This window comes from Methylobacter svalbardensis, from assembly GCF_037671525.1.
Classification (GTDB): domain Bacteria; phylum Pseudomonadota; class Gammaproteobacteria; order Methylococcales; family Methylomonadaceae; genus Methylobacter_A; species Methylobacter_A svalbardensis.
In genome coordinates, this window is the sequence record NZ_JAWPOH010000028.1 from 1 (window position 1) to 19,012 (window position 19,012).

Here is a 19,012-nt window from a genome sequence, read left to right on the forward strand (position 1 = left end):
TGGCAAACCAACTGTCCGTCAACACATAGCGGAACTTGATGGCATTCGCCACACTGGTCGCTATCATCTCCCGCATCAGCTCATTTTTGGTGAACTCACTGGCCCGCTTGACCTTGCGGGTCTTCACGTCACTGAACTGGTAAGGCTTGCACACCACTTCAAAGGCGACGGGAATTGAAACTTCCCCACTATAGTATAGGGCGTTCAGCAAGTTGATACCTTTGACCGAACGCCCTTTGCAGTGATCAAAGTGCCAGCACATGATTTCGTTCTCATCCGTCCAGGCCTTCTCCTGAATGGTATCGTCAAATATCAGACAACCATCTTCCTGTTCTATCTGGCGTACCGTTGCTTTAACCTGCCTCCAAAGGTCTTTGGAGGTAAATGCTTTCGATGCCAGAAAACGCGTTATCTGATCATGGCTTATATCCCCTTCCATCATTGCCGACAATCCGGTTGCCGTCGCAAACCCGTTATTGCAGATCAGGTAGTCTGTGTATAATTCTAGTTTTATTTTTTCCATCCCGAAATAATACGCTTTTTGAGGGGTGGGTGCGTAACATCAGTTATTAGGTTAAAGTCTCTGAATGTCGCTAAAAACAAGATATCTTCAAAGTTTTTAATGCCACTTAAGGTATTTTGGTTTTTAAGCCATTGATCAAATCGGGCATTACTGGCACTGGTATAAGCACCGTTATAGTTAAACGGACCATAAATACACACTAACGCTTTGGGATTGAGGTACACCGCCAGGCGATCAAAGAATATCTGTACTTCATCCCCGCTCATGATGTGGAGCGTATTGGCGGTAAATAAGGCGTCAATAGCGTTGCAGGGCCACGCGGCATCGGTCACATCCAGCGGTAATGCCGGTTTCAAATTGGCTGATTGCACTTCTTGTTGCCACAAACAGATGCCGGGAATATTTTCAAGTCTATCGGTAGGCTGCCATTCAAGATGCGGGAGGTGTTTGGCAAAATAACAGGCATGTTGCCCCGTGCCGCTGCCGATTTCCCAAATAGTGGTTGGCAGACAAAAAACGGTGCTAATGGCCTGTAAAATGGGGTCTTTATTATTTTCACAGGCTTGAGAAAAAGGTTTGTGGGTCATTGGTTTGATAGATTGATGATATTCTGTCGTTTTCACTGTACTGTTTTAAAAATGGAAGTAAAACAAATCCATAGTATGGCTCAAGTTGATGGTGCGGACTGGAACCGCCTTGCCGGTGATGTTTATCCTTTTCTGCGTCATGAATTTTTATTGGCTCTGGAGCAAAGCGGTTCTGTCTGCGAACAAACAGGTTGGTTGCCGGCGCATTTATTGGTAATGGATCAAGATAAATTGATTGCTTTTATGCCGTTGTATCTTAAGCAGCATTCCTACGGTGAATATGTGTTTGATCATCAATGGGCCCAGGCTTATCAGCAGCAGGGGCTCGATTATTATCCCAAATGGTTGACCGCCATCCCGCTGACGCCTTGCCAGGGAAGTCGTATTGTTATTCAAACGGAAGTGATGGATCAGCTGGAAGTTACGCACGCTTTATTGGCTTTTATCAAGCAGCGTTCAGAACAGCTGGGCATTTCTTCATGGCATTGCTTGTTTCCTGACCTGCAACAGGCAGAACAGTTACGTTCACTGGGCTTAAGTATTCGCGAAGGCGTGCAATTTCACTGGTTTAACCAGGGTTACGGTGATTTCAATGATTTTCTGCGCACCTTGAATGCCAGTAAACGCAAAATGCTCAAGCGCGAACGCCGTCGGGTCAGCGAACAGGGCGTCCATTTATTGCGTATTGCCGGGCCAGATGTTAGTGAGCTACAGTGGCAGGCATTTTTTCAATTTTACACGATGACCTATTTAAAAAGAGGCTCGCAGCCTTATCTGAATCTGGCGTTTTTTCAACAAATAGCCGCAACCATGGGTGAGCAATTACTGCTGGTTTTGGCGATTAAAGACGACATTTCTATTGCGGCGGCATTAAGTTTTATAGGCAGCGATACCTTGTACGGCCGCTATTGGGGCTGTTACGAAGCATATAACAGTCTGCATTTTGAAACCTGTTATTACCAGGGACTGGACTATTGTATTGAGCAGGGCTTAAAACGGTTTGATTCGGGCGCTCAAGGAGAACATAAAATTTCGCGTGGTTTTGAGCCTATCACCACGTATTCTGCGCACTGGATCAAAGATGCCCGGTTTGCAAAAGCGATCGAACATTTTTTAGCCAGGGAACAAAAAGCCGTACAGCATTATAAGCAGGATGCAGCCACTTATCTGCCATTTAAGCAGTAAACCATTGATGGGTTATAGTTTTAAGCTAAGCCGCTGTGGTTGTGCGAGCGTCAATAACTTATTCTATAAAAATAGAGCGTTTAGGAATTATTTATGAAAATAATCATGTATGTCTGTGTTTTGGTGTTAATTATTTCAGGATGTGAGGATATGAAAATGGATCGAAAAGTAGTGCAACAAAGCGCTTCTTTACAGTAAAGCTGTAAGAGGAAAAGCATGATCGTCAGTTTGATGCTTCAGTTGGGCTGTACTGTTTTGTATTCGGAAGATAGACTGCATGGTTAAGAAATCGAGGCTAAATTGATGGTTATAAGTCCTTTTTTGGGTCATTAAGAGAGTCAGCGCCCTGAACCGGGTCAGAAAAAAAGTCTTTTATTCACATATACATTGATTTAAAAAGCCGGGATAATTCCCAGCCTTCAATGCACTCATAAATTTCTATGGACTTCAAATTAATCAATACGGACGGTCATGCGCGGCGTGGTCAACTTACCTTTGCCCGTGGCATCGTGGAAACGCCCATTTTTATGCCGGTCGGCACTTATGGAACGGTTAAAGCGCTGACACCCGATGAGTTGACCGGTATCGGCGCGCAAATTATTCTGGGCAATACCTTTCACTTGATGCTCAGGCCGGGTACCGATGTCGTCAAGGCGCATGGCGATTTGCATGATTTTATGCATTGGGATAAGCCCATCCTGACCGATTCCGGCGGCTTTCAGGTATTCAGTCTGGGCGCGTTACGAAAAATCACCGAACAAGGCGTGACCTTCAAATCGCCTATCAACGGCAGTTCCATTTTTATGGGGCCGGAAGAATCGATGCAGGTGCAACGCGATTTGGGTTCGGACATCGTGATGATTTTCGATGAATGCACCCCGTATCCTGCGACGGTTCATGAGGCGGCCGATTCGATGCGCTTATCGTTGCGTTGGGCGGCGCGCAGCAAGGCGGCTCATCAGGGGAATGCGTCAGCTTTATTCGGTATCGTGCAAGGCGGCATGTATGAGCATTTGCGTCAGGAGTCGATAGCCGGTTTGGTGGATATCGGTTTTGACGGTTACGCGATCGGCGGCTTGTCGGTCGGCGAACCCAAAGAAGAAATGATGGCGACGCTGGGTGTGGTGCATGCCAAGATGCCGGTCGATAAGCCGCGCTATTTGATGGGAGTGGGTACGCCGGAGGATTTGGTGGAGGGAGTCAGACGCGGTATCGATATGTTCGATTGTGTGATGCCGACCCGTAATGCCCGCAACGGCCATCTTTTTACCAGCTTCGGCGTGGTAAAAATCAGGAACAGTCAGTATGAGTTCGATACCGGGCCATTGGATGAGTCCTGTGGCTGTTACACCTGTCAGAATTATTCCAGAGCCTACCTGCGTCATCTGGATAAATGTAAGGAAATGTTAGGCTCCAGACTCAATACTATACACAATCTGTATTATTATCTGAGCCTGATGCAAAGCTTGCGCGACGCGATTGAAAGGCGAGAGCTGGATATTTTTGTCAAGCAATTTTACCAACAACGAGGAAAAGCCGTGCCGACTGTGGCATAATGACGGACTTTTTTTACAACGCTTTAATTATAATAAATCACCGAGGATAACCATGAGTTTTTTAATTTCCGATGCTGTAGCCGCCGCAGCTCCCGCCGCCCAATCACCCGGCATTGAAGGCATGCTGTTTCCACTGGGTATATTGGTGTTTTTTTACTTTTTGTTTTTGCGGCCGCAATCCAAGCGAGCCAAAGAAAAGAAGGAAATGGTTGCTGCCATAAATAAAGGCTCTGAAGTGGTCACTTCGGGGGGTATTTTAGGCAAAGTTGTTGATTTGGACGATAATTTTGTCAAAATTGAAATCTGCGACAATACTTTTATTCAAGTGCAGCGTCATAGTATTGAAAGCATGATGCCGAAAGGAACTTACAAGGCGATCACTAAAAAAGTCGCTAAAGTTTAATGCTGTGGGCGCGAATTTATTCGCGCCTTTTAACCTACTGCGCGAATAAGTTCGTGCCCGCAACGTCTCTACGACATAGTTGAATTGTTGGAATAGCATATGCAAAACAGTTTCCCACTTTGGAAAAATCTACTGGTTCTGATCGTTTTTTTGGTCGGGATTATTTATACGTTGCCGAATTTGTACGGTGACGATCCTTCTGTTCAGGTGTCATCGACACGGCCGGCTAAGCTGGTGCAGGAACAGGCTAATCAAATCGAGTCTGCGATTAAGGCGGCAGGATTTACTGCAAAGGCCTTCGAGTTTACAGACGGCCAGGTTTTAGCCCGGCTCAACAGTGCTGATGACCAGCTTAAAGTGGCGGATTTGCTCAGAGATAAAATGGGCGACGATTATAACGTTGCGTTGAATCTGGCGCCTACCACACCTGTCTGGCTAAGATCTTTGGGCGCAGAGGCTATGTATCTGGGTCTGGACTTGCGCGGCGGGGTGCATTTTCTGCTGGAAGTGGACATGGATGCTGCCGTTAAGCAGGCTGAAGAACGCTACAACGATGATGTGCGTCTGGCCTTAAGAAACGGGAAAATACGTTATCAATCGGTGTCTAAAGACAGCGGATTCATTAAGGTTAAGCTGAATTCGGCGGATGACAAACCCGCAGTATTGACGCTGCTGGGTAAAGATTTTCGCACTCTGGATGTTACCGAGCCGAACGAGCAGGATCAGATTTGGCTGAAGCTTTCCGAAAAAGAAGTGCAGGACATCAAAAAGTTTGCCGTCGCGCAGAACATGACCACCTTGCGTAATCGCGTCAACGAACTGGGTGTTGCGGAGCCGGTGATTCAGCAACAAGGTGAAAACCGTATCGTGATTCAGTTGCCTGGTGTACAGGACACTACCCGCGCCAAGGAAATTCTGGGCACCACGGCGACTTTGGAATACCGCCTGGTTGATGTGGAACACGATGTGCAAAAAGCGGTTGAGGGGCATGTTCCGGTCGGCAGTCGCTTATATTATGAAAGAAACGGCAATCCTATCCTGCTGGATCGTCGGGTTATTGTCACCGGCGATCAAATCGTTGATGCTTCTTCCGGCGTTGATCAGGACGGCAGACCTTCGGTGAATATTTCCCTGAACGGCGTCGGTGCAAGTAAAATGGGTAAACTGACTCAGGCCAATGTCGGCAAGCCGATGGCGGTGGTGTTCATCGAATATAAAGTCGAAACCAAACTGGTTAATGGCCAAAAAATCCGCCATAAACAGAAAGTTGAAAAAGTCATTAACGTGGCAACCATTCAGGGCGTTTTTAGCAATCGATTCCAGACCACCGGCTTGGATAGTCCTCAAGAAGCGCGCAATCTGTCGTTGTTGCTAAGAGCCGGAGCACTTGCGGCACCGGTTGATATTGTTGAAGAACGCACCGTAGGGCCAAGTCTTGGTCAAGACAATATCAATAAAGGCATGTTGTCTTTTGTAGTGGGTTTTGCGCTGGTTGTGCTGTTTATGATGGCGTATTACCGGCTTTGCGGCGTCTTTGCCAATATTGCGCTGGTGTTTAACGTATTCATTATTCTGGCGGTTTTGTCGATGCTGCAGGCGACATTGACCTTGCCGGGTATTGCCGGGATCATCCTGACCGTGGGTATGTCGGTTGATGCTAACGTGTTAATTTTCGAGCGGATTAAAGAAGAACTCAGGAATGGCAATACGCCGCAGTCGGCTATTTACATCGGTTTTGAAAAAGCCTTTGCGACGATTCTCGATTCCAACATCACCACGCTGCTAGTGGCGGTCATGTTATTCGGTTTTGGTACCGGTTCGGTAAAAGGTTTTGCGGTCACGCTGATAATCGGCATTTTATCATCGATGTTTACCGCGATTACCGGCACACGGATGATTATGAACTGGGTATATGGTAACCGCAGGGTTGAAAAATTATCTATTTAACCAATGCAATCCCCCACTTTTAGAAGATTAAATTATGTTTAAAACAAATATAAACTTTATCGGTAACCGGAACATAGCGCTGATATTTTCCGCCGTGCTGTCGATTATTGCGATAGGATCGCTGGCTATACGTGGCTTGGAGATGGGCATCGATTTTACCGGCGGCACCTTAATTGAAGTCGGCTATCAACAAGCTGCCGATTTGACGGAGTTGCGTAGCACATTGACGGCTGAAGGCTTTAGCGATGCTACGGTGCAAAATTTCGGTACCACCAAAGACGTGTTGATCCGCTTGAAGCCTCATGAAGGCGTCAGCAGCGCCGATTTAAGCGCCAAGGTGCTTGATGCTATTAACAAGACGACTAAAGAGCCGGCAATTATTCATCGTGTTGAATTTGTCGGACCCCAAGTGGGAGACGATCTGGCTGAGGATGGCTTTTTGGCGTTGCTGTATTCAACGATAGGCATACTGATTTATGTGGCCTGGCGTTTTGAGTGGAAGTTTTCTGTCGGCGCGATCATAGCGACATTTCATGACGTGATTATCACGCTCGGATTATTTTCCGTGCTAGGACTGGAGTTCGATTTGACGGTATTGGCGGCGATTCTTGCACTGATCGGTTATTCCCTGAACGATACCATTGTAATTTATGACCGTATCCGCGAAGATTTTCGGCTATTGCGGAATAAATCGACTGAAGAAATTATGAATAGCGCGATTAATGTGACCTTAAGCCGGACTATTATTACCTCGCTGACAGTATTTCTGGCGCTGGTTTCGCTGTTTTTCCTGGGCGGGCAGATCATCCATAATTTTTCCATTGCCCTGTTATTCGGCGTGGTTTTTGGTACTTATTCCTCTATCTTTATCGCCAGTCCTGCGGTTTTGCTGCTGGGTATTAGCGCAGAAGATTTGATGGCTCCGGTAAAAGAAGGCTCAGAACTGATGGATGATAGACCTTAAGCGCATCAGGTATTTTCAAAATACAGCGGTTGATTCAGGTATAATCCGCCGCTTAACAATATTTATTTTTAATTTGGAGCTTTAAAAAATGGCGATAGAACGCACTTTCTCAATCATTAAACCTGACGCGGTAGCAAAAAACGTCATCGGCGAAATTTACAGTCGTTTTGAAAAGAACGATTTAAAGATCGTTGCCGCGAAAATGCTGCATTTGACCAAAGAACAAGCCGAAGGTTTTTACGCAGAACACAGCGAGCGCGGTTTCTTTAATGATTTGGTCGCCTTTATGATTTCAGGTCCTGTGATCATGCAAGTGCTGGAAGGCGAAAACGCGGTTCTTAAGCATCGCGACATCATGGGCGCTACCAACCCTAAAGAAGCGGCTGCCGGTACTATCCGTGCTGATTTCGCCAGCAGTATTGATGAAAACGCTGTACACGGATCAGATGCAGTCGAAACGGCTCAAAGGGAAATTGCTTACTTTTTCTCAAACAATGAAATCTGTGCAAGAACCCGTTAATACCAAAACCATCAATTTGCTCGATTTCGACAGAAAAGGCCTTGCGGCCTTTTTTGTCGGCTTAGGCGAAAAACCGTTCCGGGCGACCCAGTTGCTCAAATGGATCTATCAGGAAGAGGTCGAAGACTTCGAGCTGATGACCAATTTTAGCAAGTCTTTGCGTACTTATTTATCCGAAAACTGCTACATAGCAACGCCGGAAATTGTGCTTGAAAAAATCGCCTCAGACGGTACCCGTAAATGGGTGATTCAAACCCATTGCGGCAACCGGATAGAAACGGTTTTTATTCCGGAAGAAGGGCGCGGCACCTTATGCGTCTCCTCGCAAATCGGTTGTGCATTGGCTTGTACCTTTTGCTCTACGGCTCAGCAAGGTTTTAATCGCAACCTGAGCACATCAGAAATTATCGGCCAGTTAATCGTTGCGCAAAAACGTTTGGGCGCAGAAAAGCGTATCACCAATGTCGTGATGATGGGCATGGGCGAACCGCTGCTTAATTTTAACAATTCAGTCGCGGCGATGAATCTGATGATGGATGATTTTACCTTCGGCTTGTCCAAGCGTCGGGTGACTGTCAGTACCTCGGGCGTAGTGCCTGCCATGTACCGGTTAACTCAGGAATGCGATGTCAGTCTTGCGGTGTCGTTACATGCAGTGACCGATGAATTAAGGGATGAGCTGGTTCCGATCAATAAAAAATATCCATTGAAGGAGTTAATGGAGGCGTGCCGGGATAACGCCAAGATAGCGCCGCGCCGCACCGTCACCTTTGAATACGTGATGCTGGACGGTATTAATGACTCGCTGCAGGATGCACGGGGATTGGTCAAACTGTTAAAAACGGTGCCGTCAAAAGTCAATTTAATACCGTTTAACCCGTTTCCCTCATCGTCTTACCGCTGTTCAAACAGTGAAACGATCAACCGTTTTAAAACGCTGTTAACTGACGCCGGCATAATCACCACGGTCAGAAAGACGCGCGGCGAAGATATTGATGCGGCCTGCGGTCAACTGGTAGGGCAAGTTCAGGATAAAAGTCGCAGGCACTTAAAACTCGATGCGGCAGGTTCCGAACGTGCAGCTTGATTCATCAAAAAAGGCGAATCGATTTGCACTGATCCTGCTTGCGGTGATGTTGGTTGGCTGTGGTTCAGCGAGCAACATTAAACATGATAATGCCGGCGATATACATTTGCAGTTGGGGGTGCGCTATCTCAGCATGAATAAGCTGGAGCTGGCTAAGGAAAATTTGCTGCTTGCATTAAAAAATAACTCGGATAATGCACAGGCGCATAATGCCCTGGCTTTTTTATATGAAAAATTAAATCAGCCCGATAAAGCCAAAGATCATTATGAGACGGCCCTGAATTTGACGCCTGATGACTTGGCGGTGAAAAATAATTTGGGTCGCTTCCTCTGTGAGCATGGTGAGCTTGAAGACGGCATGGCGTTATTGGCTGAGGCAAGTTCAAATCCGCTAAACGATAGACAATGGCTGGCATTAACCAATGCCGGACGTTGCCAACTGGGCATGGGGCAAAAACAGCAAGCCGAAAATTATTTCAGACAAGCATTGCAATTTAATAAGGCCTACGCGCCGGCATTAGCGGAAATGCAGAAAATAGCTTATGAAAAAAGCGATTTTTGGGCGGCAAAAGGTTTTTTGCAGCGCTATCTTGGCGTTGCCGGCCACACATCGGAAACCTTATGGCTTGCCGCGCAAGCCGAGCGGGCACTGGGCAATAAAGAGCTTGCCAAGCAATATAAAAACTTGTTGCTGGAAAAATTTCCGCTTTCAACCGAAGCAAAGAAAATTTTAGAACTTAACGGTTTTTAATTAAAAGACGAAGGGCGAAAGACGAAAGGCAAGGGGCGAAGGCTGTGTTTTTTTGCCTTTCGTCCTTTGCCTTTTGCCTCGTTTTGTTTTTTGTAGGTTTACCCCTTATTAATGAGAGGTTATTTAAATCCGTGACATCAACCCTATTTAAATATGGCCAATAATATTCAAGCAATTCGCGGGATGCACGATGTGCTTCCCGAACAGACGCCTCTCTGGCAATATGCAGAACAATGCATCAGAGACGTACTCGGCGCTTATGGTTACAGTGAAATACGGCTGCCGATCGTCGAAAAAACTGAACTTTTTAAGCGTTCGATTGGCGAAGTAACCGACATCGTCGAAAAAGAAATGTACACGTTTGATGATCGGAACGGCGACTCCTTAACCCTGCGTCCCGAAGGTACGGCCGGTTGTCTTAGAGCCTGCCTTGAACATGGCTTGTTACACAATCAGGTGCACCGGTTATGGTATTACGGGCCGATGTATCGACATGAGCGTCCGCAAAAAGGCCGTTATCGCCAGTTTTTTCAACTGGGCGTCGAAACCTACGGCATGGCAGGTCCTGATATTGATGCGGAATTGATTTTGCTGATGGATCGGCTGTGGAAAAAGCTGGGCATCCGCGATAAGGTGCGTCTACAGCTTAATTCCTTGGGCACTATGCCTGAGCGCATGGTATATCGCGAAAGTCTGGTCAACTATTTTCAAGGCCATTTGGAACGGTTGGATGAAGACAGTTTGCGTCGGCTAAAGACTAATCCGTTGCGAATTTTGGATACCAAAAACCCGGCGATGCAGCAGGTTGTCGCCAACGCACCGGAATTGACGGAGTATCTGGGCGATGACAGTCGGCAGCATTTTAACGCGATCACCACGATATTGGATGATTTGGGTATAGGCTACGAGCTTAACTCTCGATTGGTACGCGGCCTGGATTATTACAGCAAGACTGTTTTTGAATGGGTCACCGATGAGTTGGGATCTCAAGGTACTGTCTGCGCCGGCGGGCGTTATGACGGGCTGATCGAACAGCTGGGCGGCAAGCCGAATCATGCGGTCGGTTTTGCGATGGGTATTGAGCGCTTATTGGCTTTGATGGAAACGTTGGCTAACGTGCAGCTGGCAAGCCCCGTCGATGTGTATATGATCCGGGTCGGCGAAGCCGCTGAACAAGAAGGCATGCGTTTTGCTGAAACGATCAGGAATGAAATACCCGGCTTGAAATTACAGGTGAATTGCGGCGGAGGCAGTTTCAAGAGTCAGTTTAAAAAAGCCGACAAAAGCGGTGCCGAATTTGCGATCATTCTTGGCGACGATGAAGTGAGTCGCGGTGAGGTCAGCGTCAAACCGCTACGTAATAATGAGCAAGAACAGCAGAATATGACTCAGCAGCAGGCGGTTGAATTTTTGATAGAACACCGATAACATGGGTTTAAAAGGCGAAAAGCAAAGGGCAAAAAATTGTACCTTTCGCCCTTTGCTTTTCGCCTTTCGCCTTTTTTAAACATCAAACAAGAGAAAAACAAGTGGAAATGTACGATACAGAAGAAGAACAGGTTGAAGCCTTAAAAAGATGGTGGAAAGAAAACTCAATCTCTATCATCGTCGGTTTGGTTATGGGTATTGTCATTATTCTGGGTTGGAATTATTGGCAGGATCATAAAAAAGAGCAGGCGGCGCAAGCTTCTGCAGCTTATAGTCAATTACTTAAAGCGCTGGACGATGGTAAAAAAGACACAGTGGACAAGCTGGCTGAACGTATGCGGGAGCAATTTAAAGGTTCCGAATATGCGGCATTCAGTAGTTTATTGCAGGCCAAATTAAAGTCCGAGCAAGGTGATTTCGCCGCAGCAAAGCAGATTTTGAAAACGGTTGCGGCAGAGTCGAGTAAACATCTGAGTAATATCGCCAAGATAAGACTGGTACGTCTAATGCTTGCTACCGGTGAATATGAACAGGGTTTACAGATAATTAACGACGTCGATGCCAAAACGGCGGCCAGCTATTCAGCTAATTACGATGAATTAGTCGGTGATTTGTACGTAGCCCTGGATCGTTTGGATGAGGCGCGCACTTCGTATCAGAATGCCTTGAGAGCTGGCCAGCAGTCACCGTTGTTACAGTTCAAAATCGATGATCTGACCGCTCAAGAAAAGCTATAAACTTAAAAATAATGAGTAACTATTCAAGCTATATGAGTCAGGCGAAAGGCGAAAGGCGTAAGGCTAAAGGTTTTTTCGCCTTTTGCCTTACGCCCTGCGCCTTCTTTGCTATCACCTTATTAACCGGCTGTACGGCTGTTGATACGCTTAGCGAATCAGTTTCAGGCATTACCGATTACTTTAGCGGCGGTGAAGATAATACGGCGCCTCCGAGTCTCCTGGTGGAGTACACTCCTGAAATTCAGATCGATGTCATCTGGAAGGAATCGGTGGGGGTAGGTGCTGACGAGCAATCGTTAAAATTGATACCGGTCATCGGCAGTGGAAAAATACTGGCGGCGGATCGTGAAGGCGTGGTGCAAGCCAGAAGCCTGACGACCGGTGATTTGCTTTGGGAGACTGAAACCGAGGTGCACTTTTCCGGTGGGCCGGGACTGGGCGAAGGCACCGTGATTTTGGGTTCCAGCGATGCCGAAGTCATGGCCTTAAATATTGAAACCGGAGCGGTATTGTGGAAAGTTGCAGTATCCAGCGAAGTGCTTTCGGTGCCGGTCGTCGCCAATCATATTGTTGTAGTCCGTACCACGGATGGCGCGGTGGTCGCTCTTGATGAAAAGGCGGGCGGCAAGCTTTGGGGGTATGAGCGCACCGTACCGGCCTTAAGTGTGCGCGGAACCGGATCGCCGTTGATTGTTGAGGATAAGGTGATCGGCGGTTACGACAACGGAAAACTAATGGCCTTGCGCCTGGTTGACGGCAAATATGCGTGGGAAACCAGCATTGCCATTCCCAAAGGGCGCTCTGAGATTGAACGGCTGGTTGATCTGGATGTCGATCCTATCGTCATTAACGGGGTGATTTATGTTGCCAGTTATCAGGGCGGCATAGCGGCTATTTCGGAAGTGGATGGCGATGTGATGTGGCGCAATGAAAGTATTTCGTCGCATTCCGGTTTGAGTAGCGACTATCGGTACTTGTACCTGGCAGATTCCCAAAGCCATGTCATGCAACTGGATCAGCGCAGCGGCGCATCCTTGTGGAAGCAACAGGATTTGCATCAAAGAAGATTAACTGCTCCCGCCGTCTATGAAAATTATGTGGTAGTGGGCGATCTTGAAGGCTACGTGCATTGGTTGTCCAGTACCGATGGCAGGCAGCTGGGTCGTGTACAAGTGACAGACGGCCCAATTGATGCCCAGCCAATCGTGGTAGATAATACCGTTTATATTTATGCAAAAGACGGCACACTTGCCGCGTTAAAAGTCCAATAAAAAATATGTTACCTGTAATAGCCCTAGTAGGGCGACCCAATGTGGGCAAGTCCACATTGTTTAATTATTTAACGCGCAGCCGCGATGCTCTGGTTGCGGATTTTTCAGGATTAACCCGAGACAGGCAATACGGTCGGGTAAAGCTAGGTGATCGTCCCTGCCTGGTTGTCGATACCGGCGGTATAGCCGATGACGCCGAAGGCATAGAAAGCTTTGCCAGAAAACAGGTGCAGGTCGCGCTGGAAGAGGCGGACATCGTATTCTTTATGGTTGACGCACGAGAAGGCCTGAGCGCTTCCGACAAGGTAATCGCCGATACCCTGAGAAAGCTGCAAAAGCCGATTATATTGGTCACCAACAAGGTTGACGGCCTTGATGCCAGTCTCGCTAGCACCGATTTTTATTCGCTGGCGTTGGGCGAGCCGGTGCAGATCGCCGCTTCCCATGGCAGAGGCATACCTGAATTACTGCAAAAAGTTAACGAACTGTTGCCGCCGGACGCTAGTGACGAGGAAGAGCAACATGGCGGAATCGGCATCGCTGTGGTCGGAAGACCCAATGTCGGCAAATCAACCCTGGTCAACCGCTTGTTGGGCGAAGAACGGGTTATCGTCTATGATGAGCCGGGCACGACGCGTGACAGTATCTACATCCCTTTTGAGCGCAATGGCAAGTTGTTCACCTTGGTCGATACCGCCGGAATGCGCAGAAGATCCAAAATATCCGAGACTATTGAAAAATTCAGCGTCATTAAATCGTTGCAGGCGATTGAAAAATCCAATGTCGTTATCTACCTGATTGATGCCCAAGAAGGCATCACCGACCAGGACGCGCATTTATTAGGTCTGGTATTGGAAGCCGGAAGAGCCTTGATTATCGGTCTGAACAAATGGGACGGCATCACTGCCGACCAAAAAGTCACCATTAACCGGCAACTCGATATCAAGCTGTCTTTTCTTGAGTTTGCGGAAAAACACCCGATTTCTGCGCTGCATGGCAGTGGTGTCGGCAAAATGTTTGATGTTGTGCAGCAATTGTACGCAACGGCAATGCTCGACATGTCCACGCCGGTGTTGACACGAATCTTAAAAGAAGCCACCACTGCGCATCAACCGCCGATAGTGAATACGCGGCGTATTAAGCTGAAATACGCCCATCAGGGCGGCAGAAACCCGCCTGTCGTGGTTATCCACGGCGTACAAACCGATGCGCTGCCGGAGTCTTACAAGCGTTATTTAATGAACTACTACCGTGACAAAATGAGTCTGGTCGGAACGCCGATACGCTTAGTGTTTAAATCGCCGGCCAATCCATTTCACGGGCAAAAGAGAAAAATGACCGAATGGCAGGTAAAGAAGCGTGAACGTTTGATGAAGCGGGTAAAAAGCAAGAAGAAGGATTAAAATGCAAGGCGAAAGGCAAAGGGTGAGGTCTGTGTTTTTTTGCCTTTCGTCCTTTGCCTTTTGCCTGTTATTAAGGTATTAAACCAAGACTACAGGAAACCACCATGGCTACCATCACATTTCAAGGCAAACCCCTAAATACATCCGGCGAATTACCCGCAGTAGGCAGTGATGCGCCGGCATTTTCCCTGACCAGTCGCGAGTTAGTGGATGTCACCCTGGCAAGCTATGCCGGGAAAAGAAAAGTACTGAATATTGTCCCCAGTCTGGACACGCCAACCTGCGCCGCATCAACGCGCAAATTCAACCAGAAAGCCTCGCATCTGGACAACACTGTTGTGTTAGTTGTTTCTGCCGACCTGCCTTTTTCCCAGAGTCGTTTTTGCGAATCGGAAGGCTTAACAGATGTTATCCCCCTGTCTACTTTCCGCTCCAGTTTCGCCGATGATTACGGCGTAACTATTGTTGATACCTTCCTTCGCGGTTTGACCGCCCGTGCCATCGTCATTATCGATGAGCATGACAAGGTGATATACACGCAATTGGTTGGTGAAATCGCTAACGAGCCTGATTATGAAAGCGCATTGGCGGTGTTGTAAAACGGATTTTTGCTTGGCCGCGCGGAATCTGTTCAGTTGTCCTGCTCAAGTTGTATTAACCTAGAAAAATCATTTGATCCACGAAAAACACAAAAAGCACGAAAATATTCAAAGAGATACCCAGTTGTAGATCGTCACCCAAAAGGTGAATGACTGCGTAATACAACATACTGATTTCTTTCGTGTCTTTCGTGGACTAACTGCAGTTTTTAGGATTAATCAACCGTCCATTGCACTAGGCCGCTGTATGACGTAGCAATAACAATCAAGCCAAAGGCTATGCGGTACCAGGCGAAAACAATAAAATCATGATGGCTGATATAGTGCAATAACCCCTTGATGGCCAGTAGTGCACTGAGGAATGCGGTGATCAGGCCAACGATAAAATAGGGTGCGTCGACTGCCAACTCTAATAAATCGCGATGTTTATACAAATCATAAATACTGGCTGCAACCAGCGTGGGAATTGCTAAAAAAAACGAAAATTCGGTTGAGGCTTTGCGCGACAGGCCGAATAACAAGCCGCCGATGATGGTTGAGCCGGATCGTGACGCTCCCGGAATCAACGCGAAAGCCTGTGCGATGCCAAGTTTTAATGCATCCAGTGAGCTCAAATCTTCGACTTCGTGAATGCGGATTTTATGATCCCGTTTCTCTGCCCAGATAATCACGAAAGCGCCGACGATAAACGCCAGAGCCACCGGAATGGGCTTGAACAATACGGCTTTGATGTATTTGCCGAACAGTAAGCCCAGGCTCGCTAACGGCACGAACGCAATCATCAGGTTAACGACGAATTTTCGCGCCTGCGTCGAGTTGGGCAAGCCTCTGATAACGGTGGCGATTTTGGCGCGATATTCCCAGCATACAGCCAGGATGGCACCGACTTGAATAACAATTGAAAACAACTTGCCCTTGTCATCATTAAAATCCATCAGGTCGCCAACCAGGATTAAATGCCCGGTACTGGAAATCGGTAAAAATTCGGTCAGGCCTTCAACAAGGCCCAGAATGATACTTTTAAGCGTTAATATTAAATCCATGTTTTATCAGTAAGATGAGTGTTGGTGGGTGAAAAATTGGTCTGCCCTGATTTTGGGGGTAACTTGGTCTATGATAAACCGTCATGTTGTAAAAAAACAAACATCCGACCAGCAAAACCTGAATCAGTTACCCCATTTGAACATTAAAATGACGAATCGGGTGCATTGTCCCCCCCGCATTGTTTATACTGTGCGCAATAAAGGGAGCGTTTCTGGCTTATTTTTACTATTTCAGTAAAATGCCGGGTTACTTTACGTTCTTGCGCCCTTTGGGTAAAACTAACTCGCAATTTTTAATCCATGCATACCCGTCGTAACAGGATCAATCAATGACCAACAGTTTAATCTCAAAAATCACCGGACAGAATGACATCGATCCAGCAGAAACCAGGGAGTGGATTGAAGCGCTGCAAGCCGTGTTGGATCACGACGGCAGCGAGCGTGTACACTTCCTGATTGAGCGCTTGGTTGAGGTGACCCGGCATGCGGGATTCGATATCCCTTTCAGCGCCAATACCGCCTATATTAATACCATTCCTGTGGCACAACAGGCGCAGTTTCCCGGTAACATTGATATAGAACACAATATTCGCGCTTATGTGCGCTGGAATGCGATGATGATGGTGTTAAGGGCGAATAAGCACACCAACGTCGGTGGGCATATTGCCAGTTTTGCATCGGCAGCTACTTTATATGATGTAGGTTATAACCATTTCTGGCATGCGCCTTCAGATCAACATGACGGCGATCTGATTTATACCCAAGGCCACTTAACGCCGGGTGATTATGCCCGCGCTTTTTTGCTGGGACGATTGACGCTGGAACAGATGGATAACTTTCGTCAGGAAGTGAACGGCAATGGTTTGCCGTCTTATCCTCATCCTTGGCTGATGCCGGATTTTTGGCAGTTTCCGACGGTTTCCATGGGGCTTGGGCCGATTATGGCTATTTATCAGGCTCGTTTTATGCGCTATCTACAGGATCGCGGTTTTGCCGATACTTCAAATCGCAAGGTCTGGAGCTTCCTGGGCGATGGTGAAACTGATGAGCCTGAATCTTTGGGCGCCATCGGTATGGCCGGACGGGAAAAACTGGATAATCTTATTTTTGTGATCAACTGCAATCTGCAACGTCTCGATGGACCGGTGCGCGGCAATGGCAAAATCATTCAGGAACTGGAAAGTGAATTTCGCGGTGCCGGTTGGAATGTGATCAAGCTGGTTTGGGGACAGCGTTGGGATGCGTTGCTGGCTCGTGATAAAGACGGACTGCTGGCGGCTCGTATGATGTCCTGTGTCGATGGCGATTATCAAACTTTTAAAGCTAAAAACGGCGCCTATGTGCGCGAACATTTCTTTAATACCCCGGAATTAAAAGCCATGGTTTCCGACTGGTCGGATCGTGACATCTATGAACTTAATCGCGGCGGACATGATCCGGTTAAAGTTTTTGCCGCTTTCCATGCAGCGGTAAACCATAAAGGCCAGCCCACAGTCATCCTGGCTAAAACCATTAAAGGTTATGGCATGGGCGATTCAGGAGAAGCCCAGAATATCTCTCATCAACAGAAAAAAATGAGCCCCAGTTCGTTAAGTAACTTCCGTAGCCGTTATGCGTTGCCGGTGACTGATGAAGAGCTGAACGACCTGCCTTATCTGAGCTTTGCCGAAGGCTCAAAAGAACTGGCTTACATGCACAAACGCCGTAACGAACTGGGCGGCCATTTGCCTGCCAGAAGGGCCAAATCTTACGCACTGGATGTGCCGGTATTGAGCGATTTCAAGCCGTTGCTGGAAGCCAGCGGTGAAGGTCGGGAAACCTCCACGACCATGGCTTTTGTGCGTCTGCTTAACATTCTGACTAAAGACAATAATATCGGTAAACGCATCGTGCCGATCGTTCCCGACGAATCGAGAACATTCGGTATGGAAGGCATGTTCCGGCAGCTGGGCATCTGGTCGCAGGTCGGTCAGTTGTATACTCCGCAAGATGCCGATCAGCTGATGTTCTATAAGGAAGATAAACACGGGCAGGTTTTGCAGGAAGGCATCAATGAAGCGGGCGGTTTGTGCGACTGGATTGCTGCGGGTACTTCGTATTCGACCCATAACGTGCCGATGATTCCGTTCTTTATTTATTATTCGATGTTCGGCTTTCAGCGAGTCGGCGATTTAATCTGGGCGGCCGCCGACCAACGCACCCGCGGTTTTTTAATGGGTGGCACGGCGGGCAGAACCACGCTGAACGGCGAAGGTCTGCAACATGAAGATGGGCACAGTCATTTGATGGCGGCAACCGTACCCAACTGCGTGTCCTACGATCCGACTTATGCCTACGAACTGGCGGTGATTATTCAGGACGGTTTACGGCGCATGTACGTCGAGCAGGAAGATGTTTTCTATTACATCACCGTGATGAACGAAAATTATGCCCATCCCGCGATGCCTAAAGGCGTGGAATTGGACATACTCAAAGGCATGTACAGCTTCAAGAAAGGCGCTAAAAAGAAAGTGCCGCGCGTACAGTTATTGGGTTCGGGAACTATTTTCCGCGAAGTCGAAGCGGCTGCCGAATTGCTGCGTAACGACTGGGGCGTTGAAGCCGATTTATGGAGTTGCACCAGCTTTAACGAACTGGCCAGAAACGGTCAATTCTGTGAGCGCTGGAATCGCCTGCATCCCACCGAAACGCCCAAGCAGCCGCATGTCACGCACTGCCTTGCCGATGCGCAAGGCCCGGTGATTGCCGCCAGCGATTACACCCGCGCCTTTGCCGAACAGATTCGCAGCCTAATTTCCGCCCCTTATACGGTATTGGGTACCGACGGTTTTGGCCGTTCCGATACCCGCGAAAATCTGCGCCGGTTTTTTGAGGTAGACCGCTACCATGTCACCATTGCGGCACTAAAAAGCTTGGCAGACCTGGGGCAGTTCGATGCCGCCAAAGTGGATGTGGCGATTGCCAAATACGGCATAAACCCTGATGTAACATCTCCCTGGCTAATTTAA

At 47.7% G+C, this 19,012-nt stretch carries 17 protein-coding genes; 14 read left to right on the forward strand and 3 right to left on the reverse strand.

From position 1 onward, the window contains the following. The coding region (locus tag RW114_RS11835) for a transposase (RefSeq protein WP_340122962.1) at positions 1-523 on the reverse strand (523 nt) is incomplete at its 3' end. Then, complete coding sequence (locus tag RW114_RS11840; protein ID WP_340122963.1) at positions 511-1,110, reverse strand: DUF938 domain-containing protein; 600 nt, start codon at positions 1,108-1,110, stop codon at positions 511-513. The genes RW114_RS11835 and RW114_RS11840, both read right to left, overlap by 13 nt. A 51-nt stretch (positions 1,111-1,161) precedes the next feature. On the opposite strand from RW114_RS11840, the gene RW114_RS11845 reads away from it, so the two are divergent. The 13 genes from RW114_RS11845 to tpx all read left to right on the forward strand — a co-directional run bounded on the left by RW114_RS11845 (position 1,162) and on the right by tpx (position 14,961). Beyond that, entirely contained in the window at positions 1,162-2,295 is a 1,134-nt protein-coding gene (locus RW114_RS11845) for a GNAT family N-acetyltransferase (protein WP_340122964.1), read from the forward strand. 440 nt (positions 2,296-2,735) lie between these two features. Next, complete coding sequence (gene tgt / locus RW114_RS11850; RefSeq protein ID WP_340122965.1) at positions 2,736-3,851, forward strand: tRNA guanosine(34) transglycosylase Tgt; 1,116 nt, start codon at positions 2,736-2,738, stop codon at positions 3,849-3,851. Between the two features lie 52 nt (positions 3,852-3,903). Further along, positions 3,904-4,254 carry a preprotein translocase subunit YajC gene (yajC, locus tag RW114_RS11855; RefSeq protein ID WP_340122966.1) on the forward strand — a complete coding sequence of 117 codons (351 nt, stop codon included), beginning with the start codon at positions 3,904-3,906 and terminating at the stop codon, positions 4,252-4,254. A gap of 99 nt (positions 4,255-4,353) precedes the next feature. Next, on the forward strand, positions 4,354-6,201 hold the full coding sequence (gene secD, locus RW114_RS11860) for a protein translocase subunit SecD (RefSeq protein ID WP_340122967.1): 1,848 nt from the start codon (positions 4,354-4,356) through the stop codon (positions 6,199-6,201). Between the two features lie 34 nt (positions 6,202-6,235). Next, entirely contained in the window at positions 6,236-7,165 is a 930-nt protein-coding gene (gene secF, locus RW114_RS11865; protein ID WP_340122968.1) for a protein translocase subunit SecF, read from the forward strand. Positions 7,166-7,253: 88 nt separating this feature from the next. Next, positions 7,254-7,685 (forward strand): nucleoside-diphosphate kinase, encoded by a 432-nt coding sequence (gene ndk / locus RW114_RS11870; RefSeq protein ID WP_340122969.1) that lies wholly within the window; start codon positions 7,254-7,256, stop codon positions 7,683-7,685. Next, positions 7,660-8,772 carry a dual-specificity RNA methyltransferase RlmN gene (gene rlmN, locus RW114_RS11875; RefSeq protein ID WP_340122970.1) on the forward strand — a complete coding sequence of 371 codons (1,113 nt, stop codon included), beginning with the start codon at positions 7,660-7,662 and terminating at the stop codon, positions 8,770-8,772. Before ndk ends, rlmN begins: the two co-directional genes overlap by 26 nt. Next, positions 8,762-9,523, forward strand: a complete 762-nt coding sequence (pilW, locus tag RW114_RS11880; protein ID WP_340122971.1) for a type IV pilus biogenesis/stability protein PilW — start codon at positions 8,762-8,764, stop codon at positions 9,521-9,523. The genes rlmN and pilW overlap by 11 nt, the downstream gene beginning before the upstream one ends. A 153-nt stretch (positions 9,524-9,676) precedes the next feature. Then, the gene (gene hisS / locus RW114_RS11885) at positions 9,677-10,951 is read left to right on the forward strand and encodes a histidine--tRNA ligase (RefSeq protein WP_340122972.1); all 1,275 of its coding nucleotides are present in this window, start codon (positions 9,677-9,679) and stop codon (positions 10,949-10,951) included. A gap of 107 nt (positions 10,952-11,058) precedes the next feature. After that, the gene (locus RW114_RS11890) at positions 11,059-11,688 is read left to right on the forward strand and encodes a YfgM family protein (protein ID WP_340123003.1); all 630 of its coding nucleotides are present in this window, start codon (positions 11,059-11,061) and stop codon (positions 11,686-11,688) included. A gap of 11 nt (positions 11,689-11,699) precedes the next feature. After that, the gene (bamB, locus tag RW114_RS11895; protein WP_340122973.1) at positions 11,700-12,959 is read left to right on the forward strand and encodes an outer membrane protein assembly factor BamB; all 1,260 of its coding nucleotides are present in this window, start codon (positions 11,700-11,702) and stop codon (positions 12,957-12,959) included. 5 nt (positions 12,960-12,964) lie between these two features. Beyond that, positions 12,965-14,362 (forward strand): ribosome biogenesis GTPase Der, encoded by a 1,398-nt coding sequence (gene der / locus RW114_RS11900; protein WP_340122974.1) that lies wholly within the window; start codon positions 12,965-12,967, stop codon positions 14,360-14,362. Between the two features lie 104 nt (positions 14,363-14,466). Further along, on the forward strand, positions 14,467-14,961 hold the full coding sequence (gene tpx / locus RW114_RS11905) for a thiol peroxidase (protein ID WP_340122975.1): 495 nt from the start codon (positions 14,467-14,469) through the stop codon (positions 14,959-14,961). Positions 14,962-15,176: 215 nt separating this feature from the next. Here the strand turns inward: tpx and RW114_RS11910 are convergent, their stop codons facing one another. Beyond that, a complete protein-coding gene (locus RW114_RS11910; RefSeq protein WP_340122976.1) occupies positions 15,177-16,004 on the reverse strand; it encodes an undecaprenyl-diphosphate phosphatase in 828 nt (275 codons plus the stop codon). A gap of 329 nt (positions 16,005-16,333) precedes the next feature. Here RW114_RS11910 and aceE point away from each other — a divergent pair, with 329 nt between their 5' ends. Further along, on the forward strand, positions 16,334-19,012 hold the full coding sequence (gene aceE, locus RW114_RS11915; RefSeq protein ID WP_340122977.1) for a pyruvate dehydrogenase (acetyl-transferring), homodimeric type: 2,679 nt from the start codon (positions 16,334-16,336) through the stop codon (positions 19,010-19,012).

Coding starts and splice junctions, on each gene's coding strand:
- RW114_RS11840 (WP_340122963.1), bottom strand. CDS start 1,110: ATGACCCACAAACCTTTTTCTCAAGCCTGTGAAAATAATAAAGACCCC.
- RW114_RS11845 (WP_340122964.1), top strand. CDS start 1,162: ATGGAAGTAAAACAAATCCATAGTATGGCTCAAGTTGATGGTGCGGAC.
- tgt (WP_340122965.1), top strand. CDS start 2,736: ATGGACTTCAAATTAATCAATACGGACGGTCATGCGCGGCGTGGTCAA.
- yajC (WP_340122966.1), top strand. CDS start 3,904: ATGAGTTTTTTAATTTCCGATGCTGTAGCCGCCGCAGCTCCCGCCGCC.
- secD (WP_340122967.1), top strand. CDS start 4,354: ATGCAAAACAGTTTCCCACTTTGGAAAAATCTACTGGTTCTGATCGTT.
- secF (WP_340122968.1), top strand. CDS start 6,236: ATGTTTAAAACAAATATAAACTTTATCGGTAACCGGAACATAGCGCTG.
- ndk (WP_340122969.1), top strand. CDS start 7,254: ATGGCGATAGAACGCACTTTCTCAATCATTAAACCTGACGCGGTAGCA.
- rlmN (WP_340122970.1), top strand. CDS start 7,660: ATGAAATCTGTGCAAGAACCCGTTAATACCAAAACCATCAATTTGCTC.
- hisS (WP_340122972.1), top strand. CDS start 9,677: ATGGCCAATAATATTCAAGCAATTCGCGGGATGCACGATGTGCTTCCC.
- RW114_RS11890 (WP_340123003.1), top strand. CDS start 11,059: ATGTACGATACAGAAGAAGAACAGGTTGAAGCCTTAAAAAGATGGTGG.
- bamB (WP_340122973.1), top strand. CDS start 11,700: ATGAGTAACTATTCAAGCTATATGAGTCAGGCGAAAGGCGAAAGGCGT.
- der (WP_340122974.1), top strand. CDS start 12,965: ATGTTACCTGTAATAGCCCTAGTAGGGCGACCCAATGTGGGCAAGTCC.
- tpx (WP_340122975.1), top strand. CDS start 14,467: ATGGCTACCATCACATTTCAAGGCAAACCCCTAAATACATCCGGCGAA.
- RW114_RS11910 (WP_340122976.1), bottom strand. CDS start 16,004: ATGGATTTAATATTAACGCTTAAAAGTATCATTCTGGGCCTTGTTGAA.
- aceE (WP_340122977.1), top strand. CDS start 16,334: ATGACCAACAGTTTAATCTCAAAAATCACCGGACAGAATGACATCGAT.